Annotated in this window: 17 protein-coding genes; 9 read left to right on the top strand and 8 right to left on the bottom strand. The window is 72.3% G+C overall.

Going from position 1 to position 22,243, the window contains the following annotated elements; genetic code table 11:
• Window positions 1-59 precede the first annotated feature (59 nt).
• Window positions 60-2,801 (top strand): SpoIIE family protein phosphatase, encoded by a 2,742-nt coding sequence (locus tag ABT137_RS32795; RefSeq protein ID WP_351714736.1) that lies wholly within the window; start codon window positions 60-62, stop codon window positions 2,799-2,801.
• Between the two features lie 3 nt (window positions 2,802-2,804).
• On the opposite strand, the gene ABT137_RS32790 is transcribed toward ABT137_RS32795, so the two are convergent.
• Window positions 2,805-4,640: a glycoside hydrolase family 15 protein gene (locus tag ABT137_RS32790; RefSeq protein WP_351714735.1), complete on the bottom strand. Its 1,836-nt coding sequence runs from the start codon at window positions 4,638-4,640 to the stop codon at window positions 2,805-2,807.
• Between the two features lie 151 nt (window positions 4,641-4,791).
• On the opposite strand from ABT137_RS32790, the gene ABT137_RS32785 reads away from it, so the two are divergent.
• The 4 genes from ABT137_RS32785 to ABT137_RS32770 all read left to right on the top strand — a co-directional run bounded on the left by ABT137_RS32785 (window position 4,792) and on the right by ABT137_RS32770 (window position 9,254).
• Window positions 4,792-4,998: a hypothetical protein gene (locus ABT137_RS32785; RefSeq protein WP_351714734.1), complete on the top strand. Its 207-nt coding sequence runs from the start codon at window positions 4,792-4,794 to the stop codon at window positions 4,996-4,998.
• A 118-nt stretch (window positions 4,999-5,116) separates the two neighbouring features.
• Window positions 5,117-6,520, top strand: a complete 1,404-nt coding sequence (sthA, locus tag ABT137_RS32780; RefSeq protein ID WP_351714733.1) for a Si-specific NAD(P)(+) transhydrogenase — start codon at window positions 5,117-5,119, stop codon at window positions 6,518-6,520.
• Window positions 6,521-6,809: 289 nt separating this feature from the next.
• Complete coding sequence (locus ABT137_RS32775) at window positions 6,810-8,282, top strand: APC family permease (RefSeq protein ID WP_351714732.1); 1,473 nt, start codon at window positions 6,810-6,812, stop codon at window positions 8,280-8,282.
• A gap of 12 nt (window positions 8,283-8,294) precedes the next feature.
• Window positions 8,295-9,254: a hypothetical protein gene (locus tag ABT137_RS32770; protein WP_351714731.1), complete on the top strand. Its 960-nt coding sequence runs from the start codon at window positions 8,295-8,297 to the stop codon at window positions 9,252-9,254.
• A gap of 121 nt (window positions 9,255-9,375) precedes the next feature.
• On the opposite strand, the gene nicT is transcribed toward ABT137_RS32770, so the two are convergent.
• The 3 genes from nicT to efeU all read right to left on the bottom strand — a co-directional run bounded on the left by nicT (window position 9,376) and on the right by efeU (window position 14,142).
• On the bottom strand, window positions 9,376-10,539 hold the full coding sequence (gene nicT, locus ABT137_RS32765) for a Nickel transporter NicT (protein WP_351714730.1): 1,164 nt from the start codon (window positions 10,537-10,539) through the stop codon (window positions 9,376-9,378).
• 148 nt (window positions 10,540-10,687) lie between these two features.
• A complete protein-coding gene (efeB, locus tag ABT137_RS32760; protein ID WP_351714729.1) occupies window positions 10,688-11,959 on the bottom strand; it encodes an iron uptake transporter deferrochelatase/peroxidase subunit in 1,272 nt (423 codons plus the stop codon).
• A 47-nt stretch (window positions 11,960-12,006) separates the two neighbouring features.
• On the bottom strand, window positions 12,007-14,142 hold the full coding sequence (gene efeU, locus ABT137_RS32755; protein ID WP_351714728.1) for an iron uptake transporter permease EfeU: 2,136 nt from the start codon (window positions 14,140-14,142) through the stop codon (window positions 12,007-12,009).
• A gap of 272 nt (window positions 14,143-14,414) precedes the next feature.
• Between efeU and ABT137_RS32750 the strand changes: the two genes are divergently transcribed.
• Window positions 14,415-15,098 (top strand): phosphatase PAP2 family protein, encoded by a 684-nt coding sequence (locus tag ABT137_RS32750; RefSeq protein ID WP_351714727.1) that lies wholly within the window; start codon window positions 14,415-14,417, stop codon window positions 15,096-15,098.
• Window position 15,099: 1 nt separating this feature from the next.
• Here ABT137_RS32750 and prcB read toward each other — a convergent pair whose 3' ends face one another.
• Both prcB and ABT137_RS32740 read right to left on the bottom strand, forming a co-directional pair.
• Window positions 15,100-15,954, bottom strand: a complete 855-nt coding sequence (gene prcB, locus ABT137_RS32745) for a proteasome subunit beta (RefSeq protein ID WP_351714726.1) — start codon at window positions 15,952-15,954, stop codon at window positions 15,100-15,102.
• A 73-nt stretch (window positions 15,955-16,027) separates the two neighbouring features.
• Window positions 16,028-16,975 (bottom strand): lysylphosphatidylglycerol synthase domain-containing protein, encoded by a 948-nt coding sequence (locus tag ABT137_RS32740; RefSeq protein WP_502984608.1) that lies wholly within the window; start codon window positions 16,973-16,975, stop codon window positions 16,028-16,030.
• A gap of 146 nt (window positions 16,976-17,121) precedes the next feature.
• On the opposite strand from ABT137_RS32740, the gene ABT137_RS32735 reads away from it, so the two are divergent.
• A complete protein-coding gene (locus ABT137_RS32735; RefSeq protein ID WP_294007099.1) occupies window positions 17,122-17,505 on the top strand; it encodes a BlaI/MecI/CopY family transcriptional regulator in 384 nt (127 codons plus the stop codon).
• On the top strand, window positions 17,502-18,398 hold the full coding sequence (locus ABT137_RS32730) for a M56 family metallopeptidase (RefSeq protein ID WP_351714725.1): 897 nt from the start codon (window positions 17,502-17,504) through the stop codon (window positions 18,396-18,398). The genes ABT137_RS32735 and ABT137_RS32730 overlap by 4 nt, the downstream gene beginning before the upstream one ends.
• A 20-nt stretch (window positions 18,399-18,418) precedes the next feature.
• On the opposite strand, the gene ABT137_RS32725 is transcribed toward ABT137_RS32730, so the two are convergent.
• Both ABT137_RS32725 and ABT137_RS32720 read right to left on the bottom strand, forming a co-directional pair.
• A complete protein-coding gene (locus ABT137_RS32725; protein ID WP_351714724.1) occupies window positions 18,419-20,764 on the bottom strand; it encodes a glycoside hydrolase family 65 protein in 2,346 nt (781 codons plus the stop codon).
• Window positions 20,761-21,495: a beta-phosphoglucomutase family hydrolase gene (locus ABT137_RS32720; protein WP_351714723.1), complete on the bottom strand. Its 735-nt coding sequence runs from the start codon at window positions 21,493-21,495 to the stop codon at window positions 20,761-20,763. The genes ABT137_RS32725 and ABT137_RS32720 overlap by 4 nt, the downstream gene beginning before the upstream one ends.
• 79 nt (window positions 21,496-21,574) lie before the next feature.
• On the opposite strand from ABT137_RS32720, the gene ABT137_RS32715 reads away from it, so the two are divergent.
• On the top strand, window positions 21,575-22,243 hold the full coding sequence (locus ABT137_RS32715) for a nucleoside/nucleotide kinase family protein (RefSeq protein ID WP_351714722.1): 669 nt from the start codon (window positions 21,575-21,577) through the stop codon (window positions 22,241-22,243).

The following is a 22,243-nucleotide window of genomic DNA, read 5'->3' as shown; positions in this document are numbered from 1 at the left end:
CCCGGTTACCCCGGGGGACGCTCTCGCCTCGCGGGGCCCGGCAGTGTAGACATGGGCTCATGGTCCGTCAGCCCGGCCGGTCCGACACTCGGCCGTCCCGATCCGGGACTCCGCGCGCACCGCTCGCCCAGCGGGAGCCGAGCGGGCCGGGGCGTATCCGGTCCGGACGGCTGTGGTCGGCGCTGAGCGGACGCAGCGTGGCCGGACAGGTGTTCGTCCTGCAAGTGGTGATCGTGCTGCTGCTGATCGTGTCGGCCCTGGCGGCCCTGGTGCTCCAGGAACGGCACGACAGCAGCACGGAGGCCCGCAACCGGTCCCTGGCCGTCGCCCAGACCTTCGCCGACGCCCCCGGCACGGCGGCGGCGCTGCGGCTGCCCGACCCGACGACGGTGCTCCAGCCGCGGGCGGAGGCGGCCCGCAAGGCGACGGGCGTGGACTTCATCGTCGTCATGAACACCGACGGGATCCGGTACACGCACCCCAAGCCCGACCGCATCGGCAAGAAGTTCGTGGGGACCATCGGGCCCGCGCTGGCCGGCGGGACCGTCACCGAGGAGGTCCACGGCACCATCGGGGAGCTGGTGCAGGCCGTGGTCCCGGTCCGGGACGCGAACGGCACGGTGGTGGGCCTGGTGTCGGCCGGCATCACCACCGCGCACGTGGGCGGCACCGCCGACCAGCAGCTGCCGCTGCTGCTGACCGCGGCCGCCGCGGCGCTGGCCCTGGCGACGGCGGGCACCGCGCTGGTCAGCCGCCGGCTGCTGCGTCAGACGCACGGCCTCGGCCCGGACGAGATGACCCGGATGTACGAGCACCACGACGCGGTGCTGCACTCCGTGCGGGAGGGTGTCCTGATCGTCGGCGGCGACGGCCGGCTGATGCTTGCCAACGACGAGGCGCAGCGCCTGCTGGACCTGCCGGCGGACGCCGAGCGCCGCCGGGTCCCGGACCTCGGCCTGGACGCGGAGACAGCGACGCTGATCGCCTCCGGGCGGGTCGCCACCGACGAGGTGCACCTGGTCAAGGACCGGCTGCTGGCCGTCAACCAGCGCCCCATCGAGGTGCGCGGCGGACCGCCCGGCAGCGTTGTCACCCTGCGCGACTCCACCGAGCTGCGCGCCCTCTCCGGCCGCGCCGAGGTGGCTCGCGAGCGCCTGAACATGCTGTACGACGCCGGGGTGGGCGTCGGCACCAGCCTGGACGTCACCCGTACCGCCGAGGAACTCGCGGAGCTGGCCGTGCCGCGGTTCGCGGACTACGCCTCCGTCGACCTGTACGAAGCGGTCCTCAAGGGCGAGGAGCCCAAACCCGGGGACGCGCTGCGCCGGGTGGCGTGCACCGGCATCCGCAAGGACGCCCCGCTGTACCCGGTCGGCGAACGGTTCCAGTTCGTGCCGTCCTCGCCGCAGGGCCGCAGTCTGGAGACCGGCCAGTCGGTCGTCGAGCCGCGGCTGCGGGACTCGCCCGGCTGGCGGGCCCAGGACGTGGAGCTGACCGGCCAGATCCTGGAGTTCGGCATCCACTCGCTGATCACGGTGCCGCTGCGGGCCGGGAACATGGTGCTGGGCCTGGCCAACTTCTGCCGCTCGGAGAAGCCCGCGCCGTTCGACACCGAGGAACTGGCCCTCGCGGAGGAGCTGGTGGCCCGCGCCGCGGTCTCCATCGACAACGCCCGCCGCTACACGCGCGAGCACAGCATGGCGGTGACCCTGCAGCGCAGTCTGCTGCCGCGCAACCTGCCCGCGCAGAGCGCCCTGGACATCGCCTACCGCTACCTGCCGGCCCAGTCGGGGGTGGGCGGCGACTGGTTCGACGTGCTGCCGCTGTCCGGGGCCCGGGTGGCGCTGGTGGTCGGGGACGTGGTGGGGCACGGGCTGCACGCGGCGGCGACCATGGGGCGGCTGCGCACCGCCGTGCACAACTTCACGGCGCTGGACCTGCCGCCCGACGAACTGCTGGGCCTGCTGGACGAGTTGGTGGGCCGCATCGACCAGGACGAGACCCCCGCGGACGAGGCGGACGCCACGGCCACGATCACCGGGGCGACCTGCCTGTACGCGATCTACGACCCGGTGTCCCGGCGCTGCACGGTGGCCCGGGCCGGCCATCCGCCGCCGGCGCTGGTCAGGCCGGACGGCAGTGTGGAGTTCCCGGACGTGCCGGCCGGCCCGCCGCTGGGTCTGGGCGGGCTGCCCTTCGAGACGGCCGAGCTGGAGCTGCCCGCGGGCAGCAGCCTGGTCCTGTACACCGACGGGCTGGTGGAGGACCGGCAGCGGGACATCGACGAGGGACTCGAACTGCTCGCCGGTGCCCTGGAGTCGGCGGCCGGCGGCACTCCGGAGGAGACCTGCGCGGCCGTCCTGGAGCGGCTGCCGGCCCGGCCCAGCGACGACGTGGCGCTGATCGTCGCCCGGACCCGGGCGCTCGGCGCGGACCGGATCGCCCTGTGGCAGGTGCCGGCGGATCCGGCGGCCGTCTCCGAGGTGCGGGCCAGGGTGACCCGGCAGCTGGCGGACTGGGACCTGGACGAGTTGTCGTTCACCACCGAGCTGATCCTCAGCGAGCTGGTCACCAACGCCATCCGGCACGGCCGGGCGCCCATCGGGGTACGGCTGCTGCGCGACCGGACGCTGATCTGCGAGGTCTCCGACGGCAGCACCACCTCCCCGCACCTGCGGTACGCGGCGAGCACCGACGAGGGCGGGCGGGGCCTGTTCCTGGTCGCGCAGATGGCCGAGCGGTGGGGCACCCGCTACACGCCCGCCGGGAAGGTCATCTGGGCGGAGCAGCCGCTGCCGTGACCCTCAACCGAGCGCGCGGTCCAGGTTGAAGGCGGCGCTGATGAGGGAGAGATGGGTGAACGCCTGCGGGAAGTTGCCCTGTTGCTCGCCGGTGCGGCCGATCTCCTCGGCGTACAGGCCGAGATGGTTGGCGTAGGTGAGCATCTTCTCGAAGGCGAGCCGGGCCTCGTCGACGCGTCCGGCGCGCACCAGGGCCTCGACGTACCAGAACGAGCAGATGGAGAAGGTGCCTTCGTCGCCGCGGAGTCCGTCGGGGCTGGCCTGCGGGTCGTAGCGGTAGACGAGGGAGTCGGAGACCAGGTCCTCGGTGAGGGCGTCCAGGGTGGACAGCCACTTGGGGTCGGTCGGGGCGATGAACTTGGCCAGGGGCATCATCAGGAGCGAGGCGTCCAGGACGTCGCCGCCCTCGTGCTGGACGAAGGCGCCGCGCCGCTCGGACCAGCCGCGGTCCATGATCCGCCGGTAGATGGTGTCGCGGCACTGCCGCCAGCGGGGCAGGTCGGCGGGGAGGCCGCGCCGGTTGGCGAGGCGGATCGCCCGCTCGATGGCGACCCAGCACATCAGACGCGAGTAGAGGAAGTTCTTGCGGCCGCCGCGGGTCTCCCAGATGCCCTCGTCGGGCTGGTCCCAGTGGTCGCAGACCCATCCGACGAGGCGGGTGACGTCGTCCCACTGGGCGCTGGAGATGGGCTCGGCCCACTTGTCGTAGAGGTAGATCGAGTCGATGAGGGCGCCGTAGATGTCCAGCTGGAGCTGGCCGGCCGCGTCGTTGCCGACCCGCACCGGGGCGGAGCCACAGTGGCCCTCCAGGTGCGGGAGCTCGCGTTCGGGCAGTTCGGAGCGGCCGTCGATGCCGTACATGATCTGCAGCGGGCCGGAGGCGAAGCCGTCGCCGGGGCTGATGTAGGTGGTCACGAACTTCATGAAGGCGGCGGCCTCGCTGCTGAAGCCGAGCCGCAGCAGGGCGTAGACGGCGAAGGCGGCGTCGCGGATCCAGACGTAGCGGTAGTCCCAGTTGCGTTCGCCGCCGAACTGCTCGGGCAGGCTGGTGGTGGGCGCGGCGACGATGGCGCCGGTGGGGGCGTAGGTGAGCAGCTTCAGGGTGAGCGCCGAGCGGTGCACCATCTCGCGCCAGCGGCCCCGGTAGCGGGACTGGTGGAGCCAGCGCCGCCAGTAGCAGACCGTGGTCTCGAACTGTTGTTCCGCTTCGGCTCGGGCGCAGCCGCGCGGGGCGATGTCCTCGCCGGCCTGGTCGAGGGCGAGGACGGCGGACTCGCCCTCGGAGAGCTTGAAGTCGGCACATGCGTCCGGGCCGTCGCCCTCCAGGGCCACCGTGGAGGTGAGCAGCAGGGACTTGGCCGCGGACTCGAACAGCGCGGTGTCACCGAGCATGCGCAGGGTGTGCGGGTCGGCGCCGTAGTTGAAGCGGGGGGCCACCCGGACCCGGAAGGGCACGGTGCCGCGCACGCACAGCACCCGGCGGATCAGCCGGTGCCGCGCGCACTCCTCCGACTCTCCCGTCACCGGCATGAAGTCCTGGACCTCGCCGACCCCCTCGTCGGTGAAGAACCGGGTGATCAGCACGTTGGTGTCGGGGAAGTAGAACTGTTTGGTCCGGGCCGGCACGGCGGCGGCCAGCGCGAAGAAACCGCCGCGCTCGGCGTCCAGGACGGCGGCGAAGACACTCGGGGCGTCGAAGGACGGGCTGCAGTACCAGTCGATCGTGCCGTTGCTGCCGACCAGAGCCACGCTGCGCAGATCGCCGATCAGTCCGTGTTCGGCGATCGGCAGGTAGCGGGGGCTCCCGGGCGCATTCTGGTAGAACGGCTGCTCGGCCATCGTGACGGCCTCCCCGGAACGGATGTACGGTCACCATACAGCTTAAAAGGGGCGAACTGCTTTCCGGGCAGGCCCCGGGCCGCTCGGGATGCGGGGTACGGCCGGGCGGGCAATCGTGAGTGTGTGCACCCCGCTCCGCGAAGGAGGGACCATGTCGACCTCAGAATCCGAAGCGTCCCGGTCGTCCGAGGACCGCGCCACCCCCGACTCCCTGCTGCACAGCGCCCCCGGCACCGGGGTGGCGCCCGAGGACCTGGTGATGGCGTCGGGCCGGGACGTCACCCCGGAAACGCTGGAATGGGCCAGGAAGAAGATGGAGCGCGAGGGGCCGAACTGCATCGAGCGGCTCCTGCCCTGACACCGGCGGCCCGCGGGGCCCGTGAGGCGTGCAACGGGCCTGGTCAGTACCGGATTTCACGCACAGGTTGCCCGTTCACCCTTTCGAAGCGGGGGCGGCTGCTGACAGACTTCGCCGGGTGCCCGACTTCGACATGCTCGTCATCGGTTCCGGACCCGGCGGCCAGAAGGCCGCCATCGCCGCGGCCAAGCTCGGCCGCCGGGTCGCCGTCGTGGACAGCCCCGACATGGTCGGTGGCGTGTCCATCCACACCGGGACCATCCCCTCCAAGACCCTGCGCGAGGCGGTCCTCTACCTGACCGGCCTGACCCAGCGCGACCTGTACGGCCAGAGCTACCGGCTGAAGGAGGACATCACCGTCGCCGACCTGACCGCGCGCACCCAGCACGTGGTCAGCCGCGAGGTGGACGTCATCCGCAACCAGCTCTCCCGCAACCACGTCACCCTCTGCTCCGGCACCGGCCGGTTCGTCGACCCGCACACCGTCGCCCTGAGCGAACCGAACGGCAACGAACGGCTGTTGACCGCGGAGCACATCATCATCGCCACCGGCACCCGGCCGGCCCGCCCGGACAGCGTCGAGTTCGACGGCCGCACCATCATGGACTCGGACAACGTGCTGTCCCTGGAGCGGGTGCCGCGCTCCATGGTCATCGTCGGCGCCGGCGTCATCGGCATGGAGTACGCCAGCATGTTCGCCGCGCTCGGCAGCAAGGTCACCGTGGTCGAGAAGCGCGCGGCCATGCTCGACATGTGCGACATCGAGGTCGTGGAGTCGCTCAAGTACCACCTGCGGGACCTGGCCGTCACCTTCCGGTTCGGGGAGACCGTCGCCGCCGTCGAACGGCATCCGCGGGGCACGCTGACCGTGCTGGAGAGCGGCAAGAAGATACCGGCGGACACGGTGATGTACTCGGCGGGCCGCCAGGGCCTGACCGACGGACTCGACCTGGACAAGGCCGGCCTGTCCGCGGACCGGCGCGGCCGGATCACGGTGGACGAGCACTTCCGCACCGAGGTGCCGCACATCTACGCCGTCGGCGACGTCATCGGCTTCCCGGCGCTCGCCGCGACCTCGATGGAGCAGGGCCGGGTCGCCGCGTACCACGCCTGCGGGGAGCCGGTCGGGCAGATGGACAACCTTCAGCCCATCGGCATCTACACCATCCCGGAGATCAGCTTCGTCGGCCAAACCGAGGACCAACTCACCGCGGACAGCGTGCCGTTCGAGGTCGGGGTGGCCCGCTACCGGGAGTTGGCCCGGGGCCAGATCATCGGCGACTCGCACGGCATGCTCAAGCTCCTGGTCTCTCCCGAGGACCGGCGGCTGCTCGGTGTGCACTGCTTCGGTACCGGAGCGACAGAACTGATCCATATCGGTCAGTCGGTGATGGGCTGCGGCGGCACGGTCGACTATCTGGTGGACGCGGTGTTCAACTACCCGACGCTCGCCGAGTCGTACAAGGTTGCGGCCCTGGACGCCACCAACAAGCTGCGGCAGCTCGACCGGCTGGAGGACTGAGGGGGCAGGAGGAACCGCTGCTTCCGGTGTGAGAGTTGTCGGCCCCAAGTGGCATATGTGATTACCGGTCGGTCAGCTTGAAAGGTCAAAGAGTGCCGCTATAGTCACACCCACACACGCGGTGTGACCGTTCGCCGACTCTGGGCATGCGGCCCTCACCTTTCTCTTCCGACCGGTCCTTGCCCGAGGCCATCCCTCACCGGGTGCGGGGCGGGTCGTGCACCCCCCACCCGTACCGCCGCGGGTCAGCACTCCCGTGCGCCCTGCACGACCGGAAAGCAGCACAACCATGAGCAACAACAGGGGCAGAGGGCTCCAGGCCAACGCCCTCGGCACGTTCGACACCGTGGTGATGGCCGTCGCGGGCAGCGCACCGGCGTACTCGCTGGCCGCCACCACCGCGGTGCTGGCCGGGGCGGTGGGGCTGGCCAGTCCGGCCGCCCTGCTGTGGTGTGCGATACCGATGCTGGGCATCGCGCTCGCCTTCAGCTACCTGGGCCGGATCGACGTGAACGCGGGCGCGAGCTACTCCTGGGTGGGCCGCACCCTGCACCCGTTCCTCGGCTTCGTCAGCGGCTGGGCGCTGGTGGTGTCCGCGACCATATTCATGGTGGCCGGCTCGCTGCCCGCCGGGTCGATGACGCTGTCCCTGTTCGACGCGGACCTCGCCGACAACGTGGCCCTGTCCACGGTGGTCGGCGCCGCCTGGTTCCTGGTCATGCTGGCGGTGGTGCTCGGCGGCGCCCGCCTCACCGTGCGCGCCCAGCTGCTGATGTCCGGCATCGAGCTGGCGATCCTGCTGCTCTTCGCGGTGCTGGCCCTCTTCCACACCGGCAACGCCCGCGCCTTCGACTGGTCCTGGCTCGGCTTCTCCCACTTCGAGGGCGTCTCCGGCTTCGCCTCGGGCGCGCTCATCGCCGCCTTCTACTACTGGGGCTGGGACGTCACCAGCAACCTCAGCGAGGAGACCCGCAACTCCCGCCGTACCACCGGCCTCGCGGGCCTGATCGGCGTCGGCATCGTCTTCGCCCTGTTCGAGGTGTTCACCATCGCCGTGAACGTGATCCTGTCCTCGGACCAGATCGCGGCGAACGACGCCAACGTGCTGGGCGTGCTGGGCGAGGAGATCTGGCCGGGCTGGGGCGGCAAGCTGCTCATCGTCGCCGTGATGCTGTCCACCATCGCGACTCTGGAGACGACGCTCATCCAGGTGACCCGCTCGCTGTTCGCGATGGGCCGGGACCGGACGATGCCGGCCGCGCTGGGCAGGGTGCACCGCACCTGGAACACCCCGCACGTGGCGATCGGCGTGGTCGGCGCGGTGGCGCTGACGCTGTTCATCGCCTCCAACGCGCTGGGCTCGGTGGGCGAGATCCTCTCCGACGCCATCTCGGCGATCGGCCTGCAGATCGCCGTCTACTACGGTCTCGCGGGCCTCGCGGTGGTCGTGGCCTACCGCAAGATCCTTTTCAGGTCGGCCGGCAACTTCCTGCTCGGCGGGCTGTGGCCGCTGGGCGGCGCGCTGTTCATGTTCTGGATCTTCGTCGAGTCGCTGGGCGAGCTGAGCACCGCGGCGATCGCGATCGGCATCGGCGGCCTGGCCGTCGGCCTGATCCCGATGCTCTGGTACTGGAAGCAGGGCAGCGACTACTACCGTCCGGCCAAACTGGACGCCACCCACACGGTCGAGGCCGACTACGTCCCCGACGAACCCGCCAGCTTGCAGGCCCAGGCTTACGAAGGCCTCCCCACCGACTTCTGAGGTACGAGTCCGATGGCGCGCGACCGTTTCGCCCCCGACTTCGACCCGGACTGCGGGGACACATCCCTCACCTCGGCCCGCCAGGACATCGTCATCGGCCGCTGGCAGGGCCTCAGGGATCTGCTCCGGACGACCGGCCCGGACTGGCTGGTCCGGGGACACCGGGTCCGACTGCTGGCACAGGCCTGCACGGGCAACTCGACGGCCGAGTCCTGGCTGGCCGCCGAGCCGCACGGCGCCGACGCGCTGGTGCTGCGGGCGGCGACCGAGACCGCCCGGGCGTTCACCCTGGCCATCTCGGCGGGCCGGGGTGTCCCGATCGACCGGGCCAGGATCGACACCGCCGTGCTGACCTGCCTGGCCGCCGCCGACGCGTACCCGCAGGACCCGACCCCCTGGGTCTCCCTGATCTCGGTGGCCCGGCTGTATCCGACCGGGGTGCGCCGGCAGGAACTCGCCCGCTGGTGGGACGAGTTGCACCGGCGCGACCCCTACAACGTGGAGGGCCACCTCCAGGTGCTCCACTACTACTCCGCGCGCTGGCACGGCACGCACGGCCTGATGTACGACTTCGCCCGGGACGCGGCCGGGGTCGCCCCGCCGGGCTGCGCGCTGCCCGTCCTGGTGCAGTACGCCCGCGTCGAGGAGTTCCGGTACGCCCTGGACGCCGCGCAGGGACAGCAGAACGCGATCGCGCTCAGCCAGCACTGGAAGCACGACGGCGCGGTCAGCGACGTACGGCGCACCTGGGAGCGCTGGATCGCGCAGCGCGGCGAGGACCCGGTCGCCCCGGGCGAGCTGCGCGACCTCAACCACCTGACGCACGCGGCCTGTCAGGCGGGCGTCACGGATCTCGCCGTGGAGCTGCTGCGGCTCCAGGGGCGGCGGGCGACCCGCACGCCCTGGTCGTACACCGGCGACGCGGAGAAACAGATCCTCAAGTGGCGGGCGGATCTGAAGATGCGCGGCTGATGAGCGCCCCGTAAGGGGCGCGGGGCCGTATCCGATATGCGGCTGCCGCCGCGCGGGCGCGACCAGCCACGACGGCGCCGCAGTCGACCGACGGGATATCGCGGCACTTCCAGTGGAGCGCTCAGCCCTCGGTCTGCTCGGCGGTCCGGGGGCTCAGGCCCGCCGTCCACTTCTCCTCGATGCGGCCCGCCTTCCAGACCAGCAGGGCGATCGCCCAGGTGGCGAAGAAGAGGCCGACGATGACGAAGCCGACGGTGTTGAGGTCGAGCCCGGCGACCCAGTCCCAGAAGAAGCCGTGCAGGTCCATCTTGTCGGCGAGCAGGCCGAGGAGTTCCACGGTGCCGATGATCAGGGCGACGGCCACGGACAGGCCGGTGATGGTGAGGTTGTAGTAGACCTTGCGGACCGGCTTGGAGAAGGCCCACTCGTAGGCGAAGTTCATGAACGAGCCGTCGATGGTGTCGAGGAGCGACATGCCGGCCGCGAAGAGCACCGGCAGGGTGAGGATGGCGTACCAGGGCAGGCCTGAGGCGGCGCCGGAGCCGGCCAGGACCAGCAGGGCGATCTCGGTAGCGGTGTCGAAGCCGAGGCCGAACAGCAGGCCGAGCGGGTACATCTGCCAGGGCTTGCGGATCGAGCCGGTGACCCGGCCGAGGAAGCGGTTCATGAAGCCGCGGTTGTTGAGCTGGGTCTCCAGGGCGGCCTCGTCGTAGGCGCCGGAGCGCATCTGCCGGAAGACCTTCCAGATGCCGGCCAGGATGACGAGGTTGATGCCGGCGATGAGGTAGAGGAAGGTGCCGGAGACCGTCGTTCCGATCAGGCCGGTGACCTCGTGGAGGTGCGATCCGTCGTCCTGGACCGGCCCGGCCAGGGCCTTCATGCCGAACGAGAGCAGCAGGGAGAGGCCGAAGACGATGCTGGAGTGGCCGAGGGAGAACCAGAAGCCGACCGACAGCGGGCGCTGCCCCTCGCCCATCAGCTTGCGGGTGGTGTTGTCGATGGCCGCGATGTGGTCGGCGTCGAAGGCGTGCCGCATGCCCAGGGTGTAGGCGGTCACGCCGATGCCTATGCCGAAGGACTCGGTGCCCACGCTGAAGTGCTGCGGGGCGATGATCCCGACCAGCGTGCCCCAGCCGATGACGTGCAGCGCGAGCACGAAGCCGGCCATCCCGCCGACCCTGATCCACTCCTGCCGTGTCATGGAGCCCCGGACACGGCGCCAGGCCGAGCGCTTGGTCTCGGCCTGGGCGGGGAGGGACGGAGCGGAACCAGGGGCGGCCGTCATCGGGAGGTGACATCCTTCGGTCGAGCGATAGGCAGCTGCCATGGGCAGCCTTGTGCCATCCTCCCGTACTTGCACATCGTTCGCAGCAAGGCCCGCGACAGGCCTTCACCAAGAGAAAGCCATGAGAAGGTAAAGGCCGGTCCGGTGGTCAGGCACCCAGCAGTCCGCTCCCCAGCCAGTCCTTGGTGTTCTTCACGCCCGGCAGGGCGAAGAAGTAGCCGCCTCCGGTCGGGGAGATGTAGTCGACGAGCGGCTCGTCGATGAGCCGGGTCTGGGTGGCCTCGAACTGGCGTTGGACGTCCTGCTGGTAACAGCAGAAGACCAGGCCCATGTCGAGGTTGCCGACGCTGTCGATCCCCCGGTCGTAGTTGTAGCCGCGGCGCAGGATGCGGGAACTGTCGGTCTTCGCGGTGCGCGGGTTGGCGAGCCGGATGTGCGCGTCCAGCGGGATGGCGTTGCCCTGCGGGTCCTTGGCGTAGTGCGGGATGTCGGTCTCCTTGGCGCCGTCCAGCGGGGCGCCGGTGTCCTTGCGGCGGCCGAACATCAGCTCCTGCTCGCTGAGCGAGACCCGGTCCCAGAACTCGACGAGCATCCGGATGATCCGGACGACCTGATAGCTGCCGCCCGCCGTCCAGGCCGGCTCGCCCTGCCCGTCGCCGACCCAGATGAGCCGGTTGGTCTCCCGGGCGGAGCTGACGTCCGGATTGGCGATGCCGTCCTTGAAGCCGAGCAGGTTGCGCTGGGCGCCGGTAGGGCGGGGGGCGTTCTGGAAGCCGTCGATCCGCCACTTGATCTGCATGGCACCGCGGGTGTGCTTGGCGATGTCGCGCAGGGCGTGCAGGACGGTGTCGGTGCTGTTGGCGCATATCTGGAGCGAGAGGTCGCCGTGGCACTCGGCGGCCTTCAGGTTGTCGTTCGGGAAGGTCCGCATCGGGGTCAGCCGGGCCGGCTTCGCCTTCGCCAGGCCGTAGCGGTCGTCGAACAGGGAGGCGCCGACGCCGACGGTGACGGTGAGCGCGTCGGAGGGGACCTCGGGGCCGAGGATGCCGTTGTCGGCGGGCGGCGCGCCGACGCCGAGGTCGTCGGGGGTGCCGCCGGAGGTGAGGAAGCGGGCCCGTTCGGTGATCGTCTTCAGCAGGTCGGCGAGCGCCTGCCGGTTGTCGGCGATGACGTCGAGGGAGACGAAGGTGGCGGCGGCCGGGGCGGGGGTGAGGATGCCGGCCTGGTGGGTGCCGTGGAAGGGGACCTTCGCGGTGCCGCTCGCGTCGGCGGCCCGGGCCTCGGCGGTGCCGCCGGCCTGGCTCAGCGCGAAGCCGCCGCCGGCCAGGACCGCGCCCGCGGCGCCGGCGCCCAGCGCCGTCCGCACGAAGGAGCGACGGCCCGTGCCCATGGGGCAGGACGGGGTGTCGGCAGCGGACATCGGAGGGTTCCCTTCGTCGTACGGGTGCGGGTGCGGTGCGGGGTTCATCAGGCGGACTTCCTGATCTCCAGGAGGTCCGGCACCGGGGCGAGGTCCTCCAGGAGCTGTCCGGTGGCGCCGGCGATCCGCTGCCGGGTGACGGTGTCGAGCTGCTCGACCGGGGTCCAGCTCGCGCCCCGGTGCTCGGCGTCCAGGAGCTTCTGGAGGCCGGCGATGTCCGCGTCGACGGCCGGCAGCAGCTTCGGCGCCCGGGCCGTCAGCAGCGGCCGCAGTACGGTGAGCAGCTCGCGGGTGCCGGCCAGGTTGGCGTCGGCGGTGGCGAGGTTGGTGCCGCTGCCCTCGTCGGTGTCGGCGGTCAGCTCGAACTGGAGGGCGTTCTCCAGGATCTCGTGGGCGCGCAGCGGCAGGTCGCCGGGATCGAAGTCCTGGGCGGGGAAGGCCTTCTGGAGCCCGGCCGCCGCGTCGACGAGCGCCTGGGCCGGAGCCTTCAGCTGCCCGGCGGTCTGCGCGTGCCACAGCCCGTACTCGACCCGGTGGAACCCGGCGAAGTCCCGGTCGGCCACCCCGCCCGGGAGGCCGTCGGCGCGGCCGTTGATCTTCTTGTCGAAGTCCTCGAAGGTGCCGTAGGCGGCGCCGAGGGAGGAGTAGGTGAGGTGGGCGGTCAGCCAGTCGGTGCGGGCCTGGGCGAGGTGGTTGCCCGCGATGTCCGCGTCGAGCGTGCGGGTCTGGGCGACGAGGGTGGCCAGGCCCTGTTCGACGTATGCCTTGTAGGCCTTGAGCGGTGCCGCGAGGTCGTTCTCGGAGACCGGTACGACCGCTTTGGTGCTGCCCGTGCCGCCGCTGACAGTGACCGACTTGGAGGTGACGGCCCGGCCGCCGGAGGGGACACAGCGCCAGGCGTAGGTGCCGCCGGCCACCGTGGCGACCAGGTCACGGGTGGTGCCGGGGGCGAGGCCCTCGACCTCGCCGTAGACCGCGTTGCTGCTCGGGTCGATCAGGTACACCTCGGAGGTCTTGCTGCCGGTGTTCTGCATCTGGAAGGTCTGCCGGCCCGGCTTCGGTGCGGTGAAGCCCTTGCCGCACTCGGTCTCGGAGACGGCGACGGTCTCCCCGCTCGTGGACTTGGGCCCGGCGAAGGCGACGACGAGCCCCGCGACGACGGCCGGAACGGCGACCACGGCGACGGGCACCACCCAGGCGGGCCGGCGCCGCGGGTGCTCGGCGGGCTGCGGCTCGGGCTCGCGGGCGGCGGGCACCGGCTCCGGCAGCGCGGTGGCAGGTGTGTGCGCGGGCGCATCAGCCACCGGCTCGGGCTCGGGCTCCGCAATGGCCGGTTGCGGCCCGGACGTGGCGGCGGCCGGCTTCGGCGCACCGGCACGCACTCCGCGCACGAACAGGGTCATCACCAGGGCGAGATAGCCGGCGTATCCGATCACCTGGAAGCAGGTCATCGTCGGCGTGATGTTGAGGACGCCCTGGAGGAGGGTGCTGTACCAGGAGCCCGCGTCGATGTGGCTGCTGAGGTCGACGGCGTAGGCCGTGTTGCCCGGGAGGACGCCGCCCTCCTGGAGGTCGCGGAGTCCGTAGCCGAGGACGCCGGCCGCGATCACGATCAGGACGGCGCCCGTGTAGGTGAAGAACCTCGTGAGGTTGATCTTCAGGACGCGTCGGTACAGGCCCCAGCAGAGGCCGGCCGCCAGGACCAGGCCGATCCCGGCGCCGGTCAGGGGCCCCGCGGACTCGCCGGCCGCCCGGGCGGTGGTCCACAGGAACAGCGCGGTCTCCAGACCCTCGCGGCCGACCGCGAGGAACGACGTCAGGATCAGTACGCCGGTGCCCATGGCCAGGGCGCCGGTGACCTTCTCCTTGATCTCGCCGGCGAGGCTGCGGGCCGAGCGGCGCATCCAGAAGACCATGGCGGTGACGAAGGCGACCGCGATCACGCTGAGGGTGCCGCCGAAGGCCTCCTGGGCGGTCGCGGAGAGGGAGGCGGCGGTGAAGGTGAGGACCGCGCCGAAGCTCATCGCCAGCGCGATCGCGGCCAGGACACCCGTCCACACCTGCGGCAGCCGGTTCCTGGCCTCGGCCCGCACCAGCGTGGCGACGAGGATCGAGACGATCAGCCCCGCCTCGAGACCCTCCCTCAGCCCGATCAGGAAACTAGGAAACGCGTCGTCCCACATCCGTCGCAGCCCTCCCCGGCAGGCCCGTCCCCGCCCCTTGGCTCGAACTTAGTGAAGGCATGCCTTACTCCGCCGACCATGATGACTACACCCATGTAGTCAGTCGGTCATGAACTGGCAATGGTGCGGCAAAAGCCGCGCCCGGACACGGACGCACGCACCCGGGAACACCGACGGGACGGCAATCGTCTACATTCGGGTAGACCGTCTACAGGTTCGTAGTCACCCCCCGGGTTGCACCGCATCACACCGAAAGGGCCGTCGTCGGCGTCATGGACCGCAAGAGGACCGCGGAGTTCGCGGGGAGTGTCGCGTTGGGGGCCTGGGCGGCGTTCGCGGTGCTGGCCCTGGTCGTGACGGGCCGGCACGGCACCCCGCTCGGCCCGGACCGCACGCTGCTGGCCTGGTCCCTCGGCCATCGGCCCGACGTGGCGGTGGCCGTGGCCCGGGGGATCACCGCGACCGGTACCGGGGTCGTGCCGTACGCCCTGGTGATGGCGGCCGGTCTGGTCGTGGGCCGCACCCGGCGGCAGCGACTGGCCGCCGCGCTGCTCGGCGCGGGCTGCCTGGCCTTGGGCCAGACGGTCCGGCGAGGCGTGCTGGAGCTGGTGGCCCGGCCCCGGCCACCGCAGGCCGACTGGCAGACGTCGGCCTCTGGCTGGTCGTTCCCGTCCGGCCACACCACCACCGCCGCGCTCGCCGCCGGCCTGGTGATCCTCGCGATCTGGACGAGGGCCCCGCACGGCCGTACGCCGTGGTGCGTGGCCCTCGCCTGCTGGGCGCTCGCCGTGGGGGCCACCCGGGTGTTCCTCGGCGTGCACTGGAGCACCGACGTGATCGGCGGCTGGCTGTTCGCGGCCGGGTGGCTCGGGGTCTGCGCGTGCGTGGCGGCCCGGTGGGTTCCGGACCTGGGAGCGCCGGACGGCCTGCCGGAGAGACCGGTGTCCGCGCCCTGAGTCAGGACACGGCGCCCGGTCCGTCCGGACGGCTGCGGCGCTGGTCGACCATCTCCCGGGTCAGGTCCGCCGTCTCGGTCTCCGGCAGCCGTTCGAAGCCGTCCTCCGTGATGACCGAGACCAGCGGGAAGATACGGCGGTTGAGGTCGGGGCCGCCGGTCGCCGAGTCGTCGTCGGCCGCGTCGTACAGCGCCTGGAGCGCGGCGAGGGCGGCCTCGCGGCGGGTGAGGCCGGGACGGTAGAGCTTCTTCAGGGCGCCCCCGGCGTACGGCGAGCCGCTGCCCTCCACGTGGAAGGCGCGCTTCTCGTAGAGGCCGCCGGCGACGTCGAAGCTGAAGATGCGGCCGCGCTCCCCCTCCGGCGCCTTCGGGTCGTAACCGGCGAGCAGCGGGACGACCGCGAGGCCCTGCATGGCCTGGCCGAGGTTCTCGCGGATCATCGAAGCGAGCCGGCGGGCCTTGCCGTCGAGGGTCATGGGGATGCCCTCGATCTTCTCGAAGTGGGTCAGTTCGACCTGGTAGAGCTTGACCATGTCGAGGGCCAGCCCCACGGTGCCGGCGAAGGCGACCGCCGTGTGGTCGTCCGCGGGGTGCACCTTCTCCAGGTCGCGCTGCGCGATGAGGTTGCCCATGGTGGCCCGGCGGTCGCCGGCGATCAGCACGCCGTCGCGGTGGGCGAGGGCGAGGACGGTGGTGCCGTGCGGGAAGGCGTCGGGCGCGGCGACCGTACCGGGCGGCAGCGGGCTGCGGGTGGGCAGCAGTTCGGGCCGGTGGGCGGCGAGGAAACGGGCGAAGGACGAGGTCCCGGGCGTGAAGAACTCCTCCCCCAGCCGGCCCTCCGTGTCGTTCGCTGTCATACCGGTCCCCCTCCTGTCGGCCGACGACACCCGACTCCTACCTGACGCGGGGCGCCGGGAAACGTCCGCCCGGTCACAGCGCCCGGCGCCGGACCAGTAACCCGAGCACCAGCAGGCCCGGCAGCAGCGGCAGCCACACCGTCAGCAGCCGGTAGCCGAGCACGGCGGAGGCGGCCGCGGCGGCCGGGGTCCCGGAGGCGGTGAGGGCGAGCGCGAGGGCCGCGTCGAGGGAGCCGAGGCCGCCCGGGGTGGGCAGCAGCGCGGCGGCGCCACTGGCGGCGAGGTAGAGCAGCGCCACCCGGGCCGGGGAGAGCGGCAGTCCGACCGCCCGGGTCACGGCGAAGAGCACCAGCGCGTGCAGCGCGGCGAAAGCCAGCGAGCCGCCCCACAGCGCGGCCGCGCGGACCGGGCGGGCGTGCAGGGCCCGGATGTCTGCGGCCACGACGGCCACCGCGCCCCGGCAGCGGGGCCACACCCGGGCCCGGAGCAGCACCGCGCCCAGGGCCGTCGCAGCGGTCACGGCGAGGAGCACCGCCCCGGACACGTGCGGGATCCGCAGCAGCCCCGGGCACGCGGGCGCCAGGACCGCGATCAGGGCCACCCGGACCACCGCGCCGGAGGCCGCCTTGACCGCGAGAGCGGACGCCCCGCGGCCCGCCGGAAGTCCGCACCGCATCAGGAACCGCAGGTTCACCGCGCCCGCGCCGAGCCCGGCGGGCAGTACGTGGTTGGCGGCCGACGCGGCGAACTGGGCGGCGACCAGCCGGCCGCCGGGCAGTCGGGGCGTGACCGCGCCCTGCTGGGCGAGCGCGGAGGACGCCCAGGTCCCGACCGCCGCCACGGCCGCCACCAGCAGCCACCCCTGGTCGGCGCCGGCGAGCCGGACCGCTCCGTGTGCCACGACCGGCCAGTGCCGCCGGACCAGCCAGCCCGCGCCGAGCAGCAGCACCAGGCAGGCAGCGCTCTGCCAGTAGAGTCCCCGGCGGCCCATGACGGGCGTGGCGTTCACGTTCGGGACCATCGAGGCACCCCCCCTGTTCCCCTGCGGCGCGCAGGACCCTCCACGGGCTTCAGGGACAAACACTGACAAATTAACCGGACTTACCGGCGGAGGCAGCGCGGGTACGTCCATACGAACGGCGGCACTACGCGCTGTAAGGTTGTGCCATGGCTGGCACAGGGTCCCGCGGCAGGACGGAGCGGCGCAGCGCCGGAGAGCTGGAGAGCGAGGTCCTGGCGGCCCTGTGGGCGACCGAACGCCCGTTGACCCCGGCCGAGATCCAGACCGAGATCGGCGGCGGGCTGGCGTACAACACGGTCCACACCATCCTGAAGCGGCTGTACGACAAGGGGCTCGTGCTGCGCGACGCGGACGGGCGGCGGGGTGCGTACCGGCCGGCGAAGAACGCGGCCGAGCTGACCGCCGAGGCCATGCACGAGGCCCTGGACCGGGGCCCGGACCCGATCGCGGCCCTCCAGCAGTTCGTGTCCGGGCTGAGCCCGGAGGAGGAGCGGGCGCTGCGGAACCTGTTCGCCGGAGGCGGCGCATGAGGTTCGACGTCTACACCCCGCTGCTGGTCTCCCTGCTGCTCCCCCTGGTCAGCCCGGTGATCGCCCGCCGGGTCGCGCCCGCGCTGGCGGCACGCGTCCTCGCATCCGCCGCTGTGCTGACCGCCGCAGCGGCCGTCTGGTCCCTGGTCCTGCTCACGACGGCCCTGCTGGGCGACGCCCCGCCGGTGGTCCGGGAGGCCCACGAGGACGGGCACCCGCTTGCCGACCCGGTGCCCGAGGTGATCGGCGTCGCCGCCTGCCTGGCGCTGGTCGCGGTGGTCTGGCGGGTGCAGCGGGCGGTGCGTGCCGAGCGGCGCACCCGGCGGGCGCTGCGGCGGCTGTGCGAGGGGCATCCGCGGGACACCGAGCTGGTGGTGGCGGCCTGCGAGGTGCCACAGGCGTTCGCGATCCCCGGGCGGCCGGGCCGCATCCTGGTCACCTCGGCGATGCTGGGCGCGCTGGCACCGGCGGAGCGGCGGGTGCTGCTCGCGCACGAGCGCGCCCATCTGAGGCACCGGCACGGCCGCCTGGTGACGGCGGTGACGCTCGCGGCGGCCGCGAACCCGCTGCTCGGCCCGGTCCGTTCCGCGGTGACCTTCCTGGTGGAGCGGTGGGCGGACGAGCAGGCGGCGACCGAGGTCGGGGACCGCGGGACCACCGCCCGGGCGCTGGCCCGGGCGGCCCTCAGCGCGGGCCGTGCCACCCGCCCGGCCTGCGCCCTGAACTTCACCGACCGCGCGGTGACGCGCCGCATCGCGGCCCTGCAGACGACCCCGCCCCCGTATCTCTGGCCGGCCGCGGCGGCCGTTCTCGCCCTGGGCGCACTGGCGGCCCTGTTCGCGGCGGACGCGACGGGCGACCTGGTACGGCTCCTGGTAAACGCCCTCACGTAGGGCGCCCCTTCAGGGGCGCTTCAGCTCGGCCGATTCGGTGCCCGGTGCAGCGGCTGGCCCGGAGTCGGACCCGGCCTGACCGGGGGCACCGCCCGTACCGCCGGGCTGTCCGTGCCGACCGTCACCGGCTCGCCGTGGTGGTGGACGGTGAGCGGCGGGCCGTCCAGCAGGGTGTACGTCGCCTTGTCCGCGCCGATCTCCACCCGCAGCCTGCTGCCGCGCAGCTGCAGGCTGAAGGCGAGCCGGCGCAGCCGCTCCGGCAGCCGGGGAGCGAACCGGGCCCCGTCGTCGTAGTGGCGCAGCCCGCCGAAGCCGGCCACCAGGGCCATCCAGGTGCCGGCGAGGGAGGCGATGTGCAGTCCGTCGCGGGTGTTGTGCTCCAGGTCGTCGAGGTCCATCAGCGCGGCCTCGGCCGTGTAGGCGTGGGCGAGCGTGAGGTGCCCGGCCTGGGCGGCGACGACGGCCTGGCAGCAGGCGGACAGCGAGGAGTCGCGGACGGTCAGCGGCTCGTAGTACGCGAAGTTGCGGGCGATGTGCTCCTCGTCGAAGTACGCCTCGCAGGTGTACATCGCCAGCACCAGGTCGGCCTGTTTGACGACCTGTTTGCGGTAGAGGTCGAAGTAGGGGAAGTTCAGCAGCAGCGGGTACTGCTCGGGGCGGGTGTTCTCGAAGTCCCAGCGCTGGTAGCGGGTGAATCCGGCGTGCTGCTCGTGGACGCCGAGTTCGTGGTTGTAGGGGATGTGCACGGACTCGGCGGCGTCCCGCCAGGCGGCGCTCTCCTCCGCGTCGACGCCGAGCTCCGCCGCCTGCCGCGGGTGGCGTTCGACGGCGTCGGCGGCGGCCAGCAGGTTCGCGTGGGCCATCAGGTTGGTGTACGTGTTGTCGTCGGCGACGGCGCTGTACTCGTCGGGGCCGGTGACACCGTCGATGTGGAAGGCGCCGCGGCTGTCGTGGTGGCCGAGCGAGCGCCACAGGCGGGCGGTCTCGACGAGCAGTTCGACGCCGGTGTCCCGTTCGAAGTCGGTGTCGCCGGTGGCGGCGACGTAGCGGACCACGGCGTCGGCGACGTCGGCGTTGACGTGGAAGGCGGCGGTGCCGGCCGGCCAGTAGGCCGAGCCCTCCGGTCCCGCGATGGTCCGCCAGGGGAACGCGGCCCCGTTCAGACCGAGCTGGGCGGCGCGTTCGCGGGCGGCGGGCAGGGTGTTGTGCCGCCAGCGCAGCGCCTCGGCGACGGCGCCGGGGGCGGTGTGGGTGAGGACGGGCAGCACGAACATCTCGGTGTCCCAGAAGGCGTGCCCGTCGTACCCGGAGCCGGTGAGGCCCTTGGCGGGTATCGCCCGCTGTTCGGCGCGGGCCCCGGCCTGGAGCACGTGGAAGAGGGCGAAGCGGACGGCCTGCTGGACCTCCTCGTCGCCGTCCACCTCCACGTCGGCGCGGGACCAGAAGTCGTCCAGGTAGCCGCGCTGGTCGTCGGCGAGCCCCTGCCAGCCCTCGTGGGCGGCGGCCGCGAGCGCCGCGTCCACCTGGTCGGCCATGGCGGGCAGCGAACGCACCCCGGACCAGCCGTGGGCGACGAACTTCTCCACCCGCAGCCGCTGTCCGGGCTCCAGGACGGAGGTGACGGTCAGGCGGGCCACGTCCACGCCGCTCTCGGCGCGGGCCGAGGTCCGCTCGGGACCGGAGACGGTGTGGTCGGCGGCGACCGCGACCCGCAGTCCGCTGCGCCGGGTGCGGTGCACGAGGCGTAGCCGGTACCCGGAGGCGAAGTCGTCCTCCTGCTCCAGCGGCGACTGCAGCGCGCGCGCCGCTCGGGGATCACCGTTCGACTCGGGCAGTTGCTCGTTGGCGACGAGTTCGGACTGGACCACGATCCGGCAGCGGCGGTCGACGGCCTCCACCTCGTAGGAGACGGCGGCGATCGCCCGCTGGGTCAGCGACACCAGCCGGGTCGAGCGCACCCGCACGGTGGAGCCGGCCGGCGAGGTCCACTCGCAGGTCCGCTCCAGGACGCCCCGGCGCAGGTCGAGGACCCGCTCGTGGGCGACGAGCCGGCCGTAGCGCAGGTCGAAGGGCTCGTCGTCGACCAGCAGCCGAAGGATCTTGCCGTTGGTGACGTTGATGACGGTCTGCCCGGACTCGGGGTAGCCGTAGCCGGCCTCGGCGTACGGCAGCGGGTGCACCTCGTGCACGCCGTTGAGGTAGCTGCCCGGCAGGCCGTGCGGTTCGCCCTCGTCGAGGTTGCCGCGCCAGCCGACATGCCCGTTGGACAGCGCGAAGACCGACTCGCTCTGCGCGAGCACGTCCAGGTTGAGCGCGGTCTCGCGGACCGTCCAGGGTTCCACGGCGTACGACCGTTGGGTGATCACTCCTTGCCTCCCAGCTCGGCGAGGTCCTTCACGACCGTGTCCGCGCCGTGTGCGTACAGGGCGTCCGTCTGCCCGACACGGTCCACGCCGACGACGTACCCGAAACGGCCCGCCCGACCCGCGTCCATCCCGGCGAGGGCGTCCTCGAAGACCGCGGCGGCGGCGGGTTCGACCCCCAGGTCGTGGGCGGCGGCCAGGAAGGTGTCCGGGTGCGGCTTGCCGGGCAGCCCGCGCTCGGCGGCCACCACCCCGTCGATCCGGACGTCGAAGAAGTGCTCGGCGCCGATCGAGTGGAGCACGTCACGGCAGTTGGCGCTGGAGGAGACGATCGCGGTGCGCAGCCCGTGCGCGCGGACCGCCTCCAGATAGCGCAGGGTGCCGTCGTAGGCCTCCACCCCCTGGGTGCGGATCTTCTCCAGCAGCAGCTCGTTCTTGCGGTTGCCGAGGCCGTGCACGGTCGGGGCGTCCGGCGGGTCGTCCGGGGTGCCCTCGGGCAGGTGGATGCCGCGGGAGTCGAGGAAGGCGCGGACCCCGTCGGCGCGCGGGCGTCCGTCGACGTACTCGTCGTAGTCGGCGACCGCGTCGAAGGGCCGCTGCCCGTCGTGGCCGCGCAGGAAGGCGTCGAAGGTCTCCTTCCAGGCCGCCGCGTGCACGACGGCCGTCTTGGTGACGACCCCGTCGAGATCGAAGAGACAGGCCTGGATGGTGTCGGGCAGACCGAGTGCAGTCATATCCGCATCCTTGCCCACCGGGTGGCGGTCTGTGGGTGGTGCCCGCCACATCCGCCGGGCCCGATGTCACACTTTTTGCGTGCCGCTGACTTTCGACGACCTCATCGACCGCGCCCGTTCACTCGCCGGACGGTCCCCGCGCGCGATCCTCGGCATCGCGGGCAGCCCCGGTGCCGGCAAGACCACCCTGGCCGAGCACCTGGTGCGGGAGCTGAACGGCACCGGTGAGCCGTGGGCCGCGCACGTGCCGATGGACGGCTTCCACCTGGCCGACGTCGAGTTGGACCGCCTCGGCCTGCGGGACCGCAAGGGGGCGCCGGCGACCTTCGACGCGGCCGGGTACGCGGCGCTGCTGCGGCGGTTGCGCGCGGAGACGGACGTCGTGGTGTACGCGCCGGGCTTCGAGCGGGTCCTTGAACAGCCGGTCGCGGGCGTGATCCCCGTCCTGCCGACGGCCCGGCTGGTGGTGACGGAGGGCAACTACCTGCTGCTGAGGGACGGTCTGTGGGCGCGGGTGCGGCCGGCTCTGGACGAGGTGTGGTTCTGCGAGATCGACGAGGCGGAACGGGTACGGCGACTGGTCGCCCGGCACGAGGAGTTCGGCAAGGGGCACGAGCAGGCGGTGGCCTGGGTGGCGGGCACCGACCAGCGCAACGCCGACCTGGTCGCCGACACCCGGGACCGGGCGGACCTGGTGGTTCCGGAGACGGCGCTGCCCGCGCCGTACGACGCGGGCAGCGGTCGCTGA

The sequence above is a fragment of the Streptomyces sp. NPDC001980 genome, from assembly GCF_040296885.1.
Classification (GTDB): Bacteria; Actinomycetota; Actinomycetes; order Streptomycetales; family Streptomycetaceae; genus Streptomyces.
This window is presented reverse-complemented; position numbering and strand designations above follow the sequence as displayed.

What these genes read in the sequence shown, in the direction of transcription:
- ABT137_RS32720 (WP_351714723.1), bottom strand. Translation starts at nt 21,495, where the DNA reads ATGACTGCACTCGGTCTGCCCGACACCATCCAGGCCTGTCTCTTCGAT.
- ABT137_RS32770 (WP_351714731.1), top strand. Translation starts at nt 8,295, where the DNA reads ATGGCGCGCGACCGTTTCGCCCCCGACTTCGACCCGGACTGCGGGGAC.
- ABT137_RS32740 (WP_502984608.1), bottom strand. Translation starts at nt 16,975, where the DNA reads ATGGTCCCGAACGTGAACGCCACGCCCGTCATGGGCCGCCGGGGACTC.
- ABT137_RS32790 (WP_351714735.1), bottom strand. Translation starts at nt 4,640, where the DNA reads ATGGCCGAGCAGCCGTTCTACCAGAATGCGCCCGGGAGCCCCCGCTAC.
- ABT137_RS32735 (WP_294007099.1), top strand. Translation starts at nt 17,122, where the DNA reads ATGGCTGGCACAGGGTCCCGCGGCAGGACGGAGCGGCGCAGCGCCGGA.
- efeU (WP_351714728.1), bottom strand. Translation starts at nt 14,142, where the DNA reads ATGTGGGACGACGCGTTTCCTAGTTTCCTGATCGGGCTGAGGGAGGGT.
- ABT137_RS32775 (WP_351714732.1), top strand. Translation starts at nt 6,810, where the DNA reads ATGAGCAACAACAGGGGCAGAGGGCTCCAGGCCAACGCCCTCGGCACG.
- prcB (WP_351714726.1), bottom strand. Translation starts at nt 15,954, where the DNA reads ATGACAGCGAACGACACGGAGGGCCGGCTGGGGGAGGAGTTCTTCACG.
- ABT137_RS32730 (WP_351714725.1), top strand. Translation starts at nt 17,502, where the DNA reads ATGAGGTTCGACGTCTACACCCCGCTGCTGGTCTCCCTGCTGCTCCCC.
- ABT137_RS32750 (WP_351714727.1), top strand. Translation starts at nt 14,415, where the DNA reads ATGGACCGCAAGAGGACCGCGGAGTTCGCGGGGAGTGTCGCGTTGGGG.
- nicT (WP_351714730.1), bottom strand. Translation starts at nt 10,539, where the DNA reads ATGACGGCCGCCCCTGGTTCCGCTCCGTCCCTCCCCGCCCAGGCCGAG.
- ABT137_RS32795 (WP_351714736.1), top strand. Translation starts at nt 60, where the DNA reads ATGGTCCGTCAGCCCGGCCGGTCCGACACTCGGCCGTCCCGATCCGGG.
- ABT137_RS32785 (WP_351714734.1), top strand. Translation starts at nt 4,792, where the DNA reads ATGTCGACCTCAGAATCCGAAGCGTCCCGGTCGTCCGAGGACCGCGCC.
- efeB (WP_351714729.1), bottom strand. Translation starts at nt 11,959, where the DNA reads ATGTCCGCTGCCGACACCCCGTCCTGCCCCATGGGCACGGGCCGTCGC.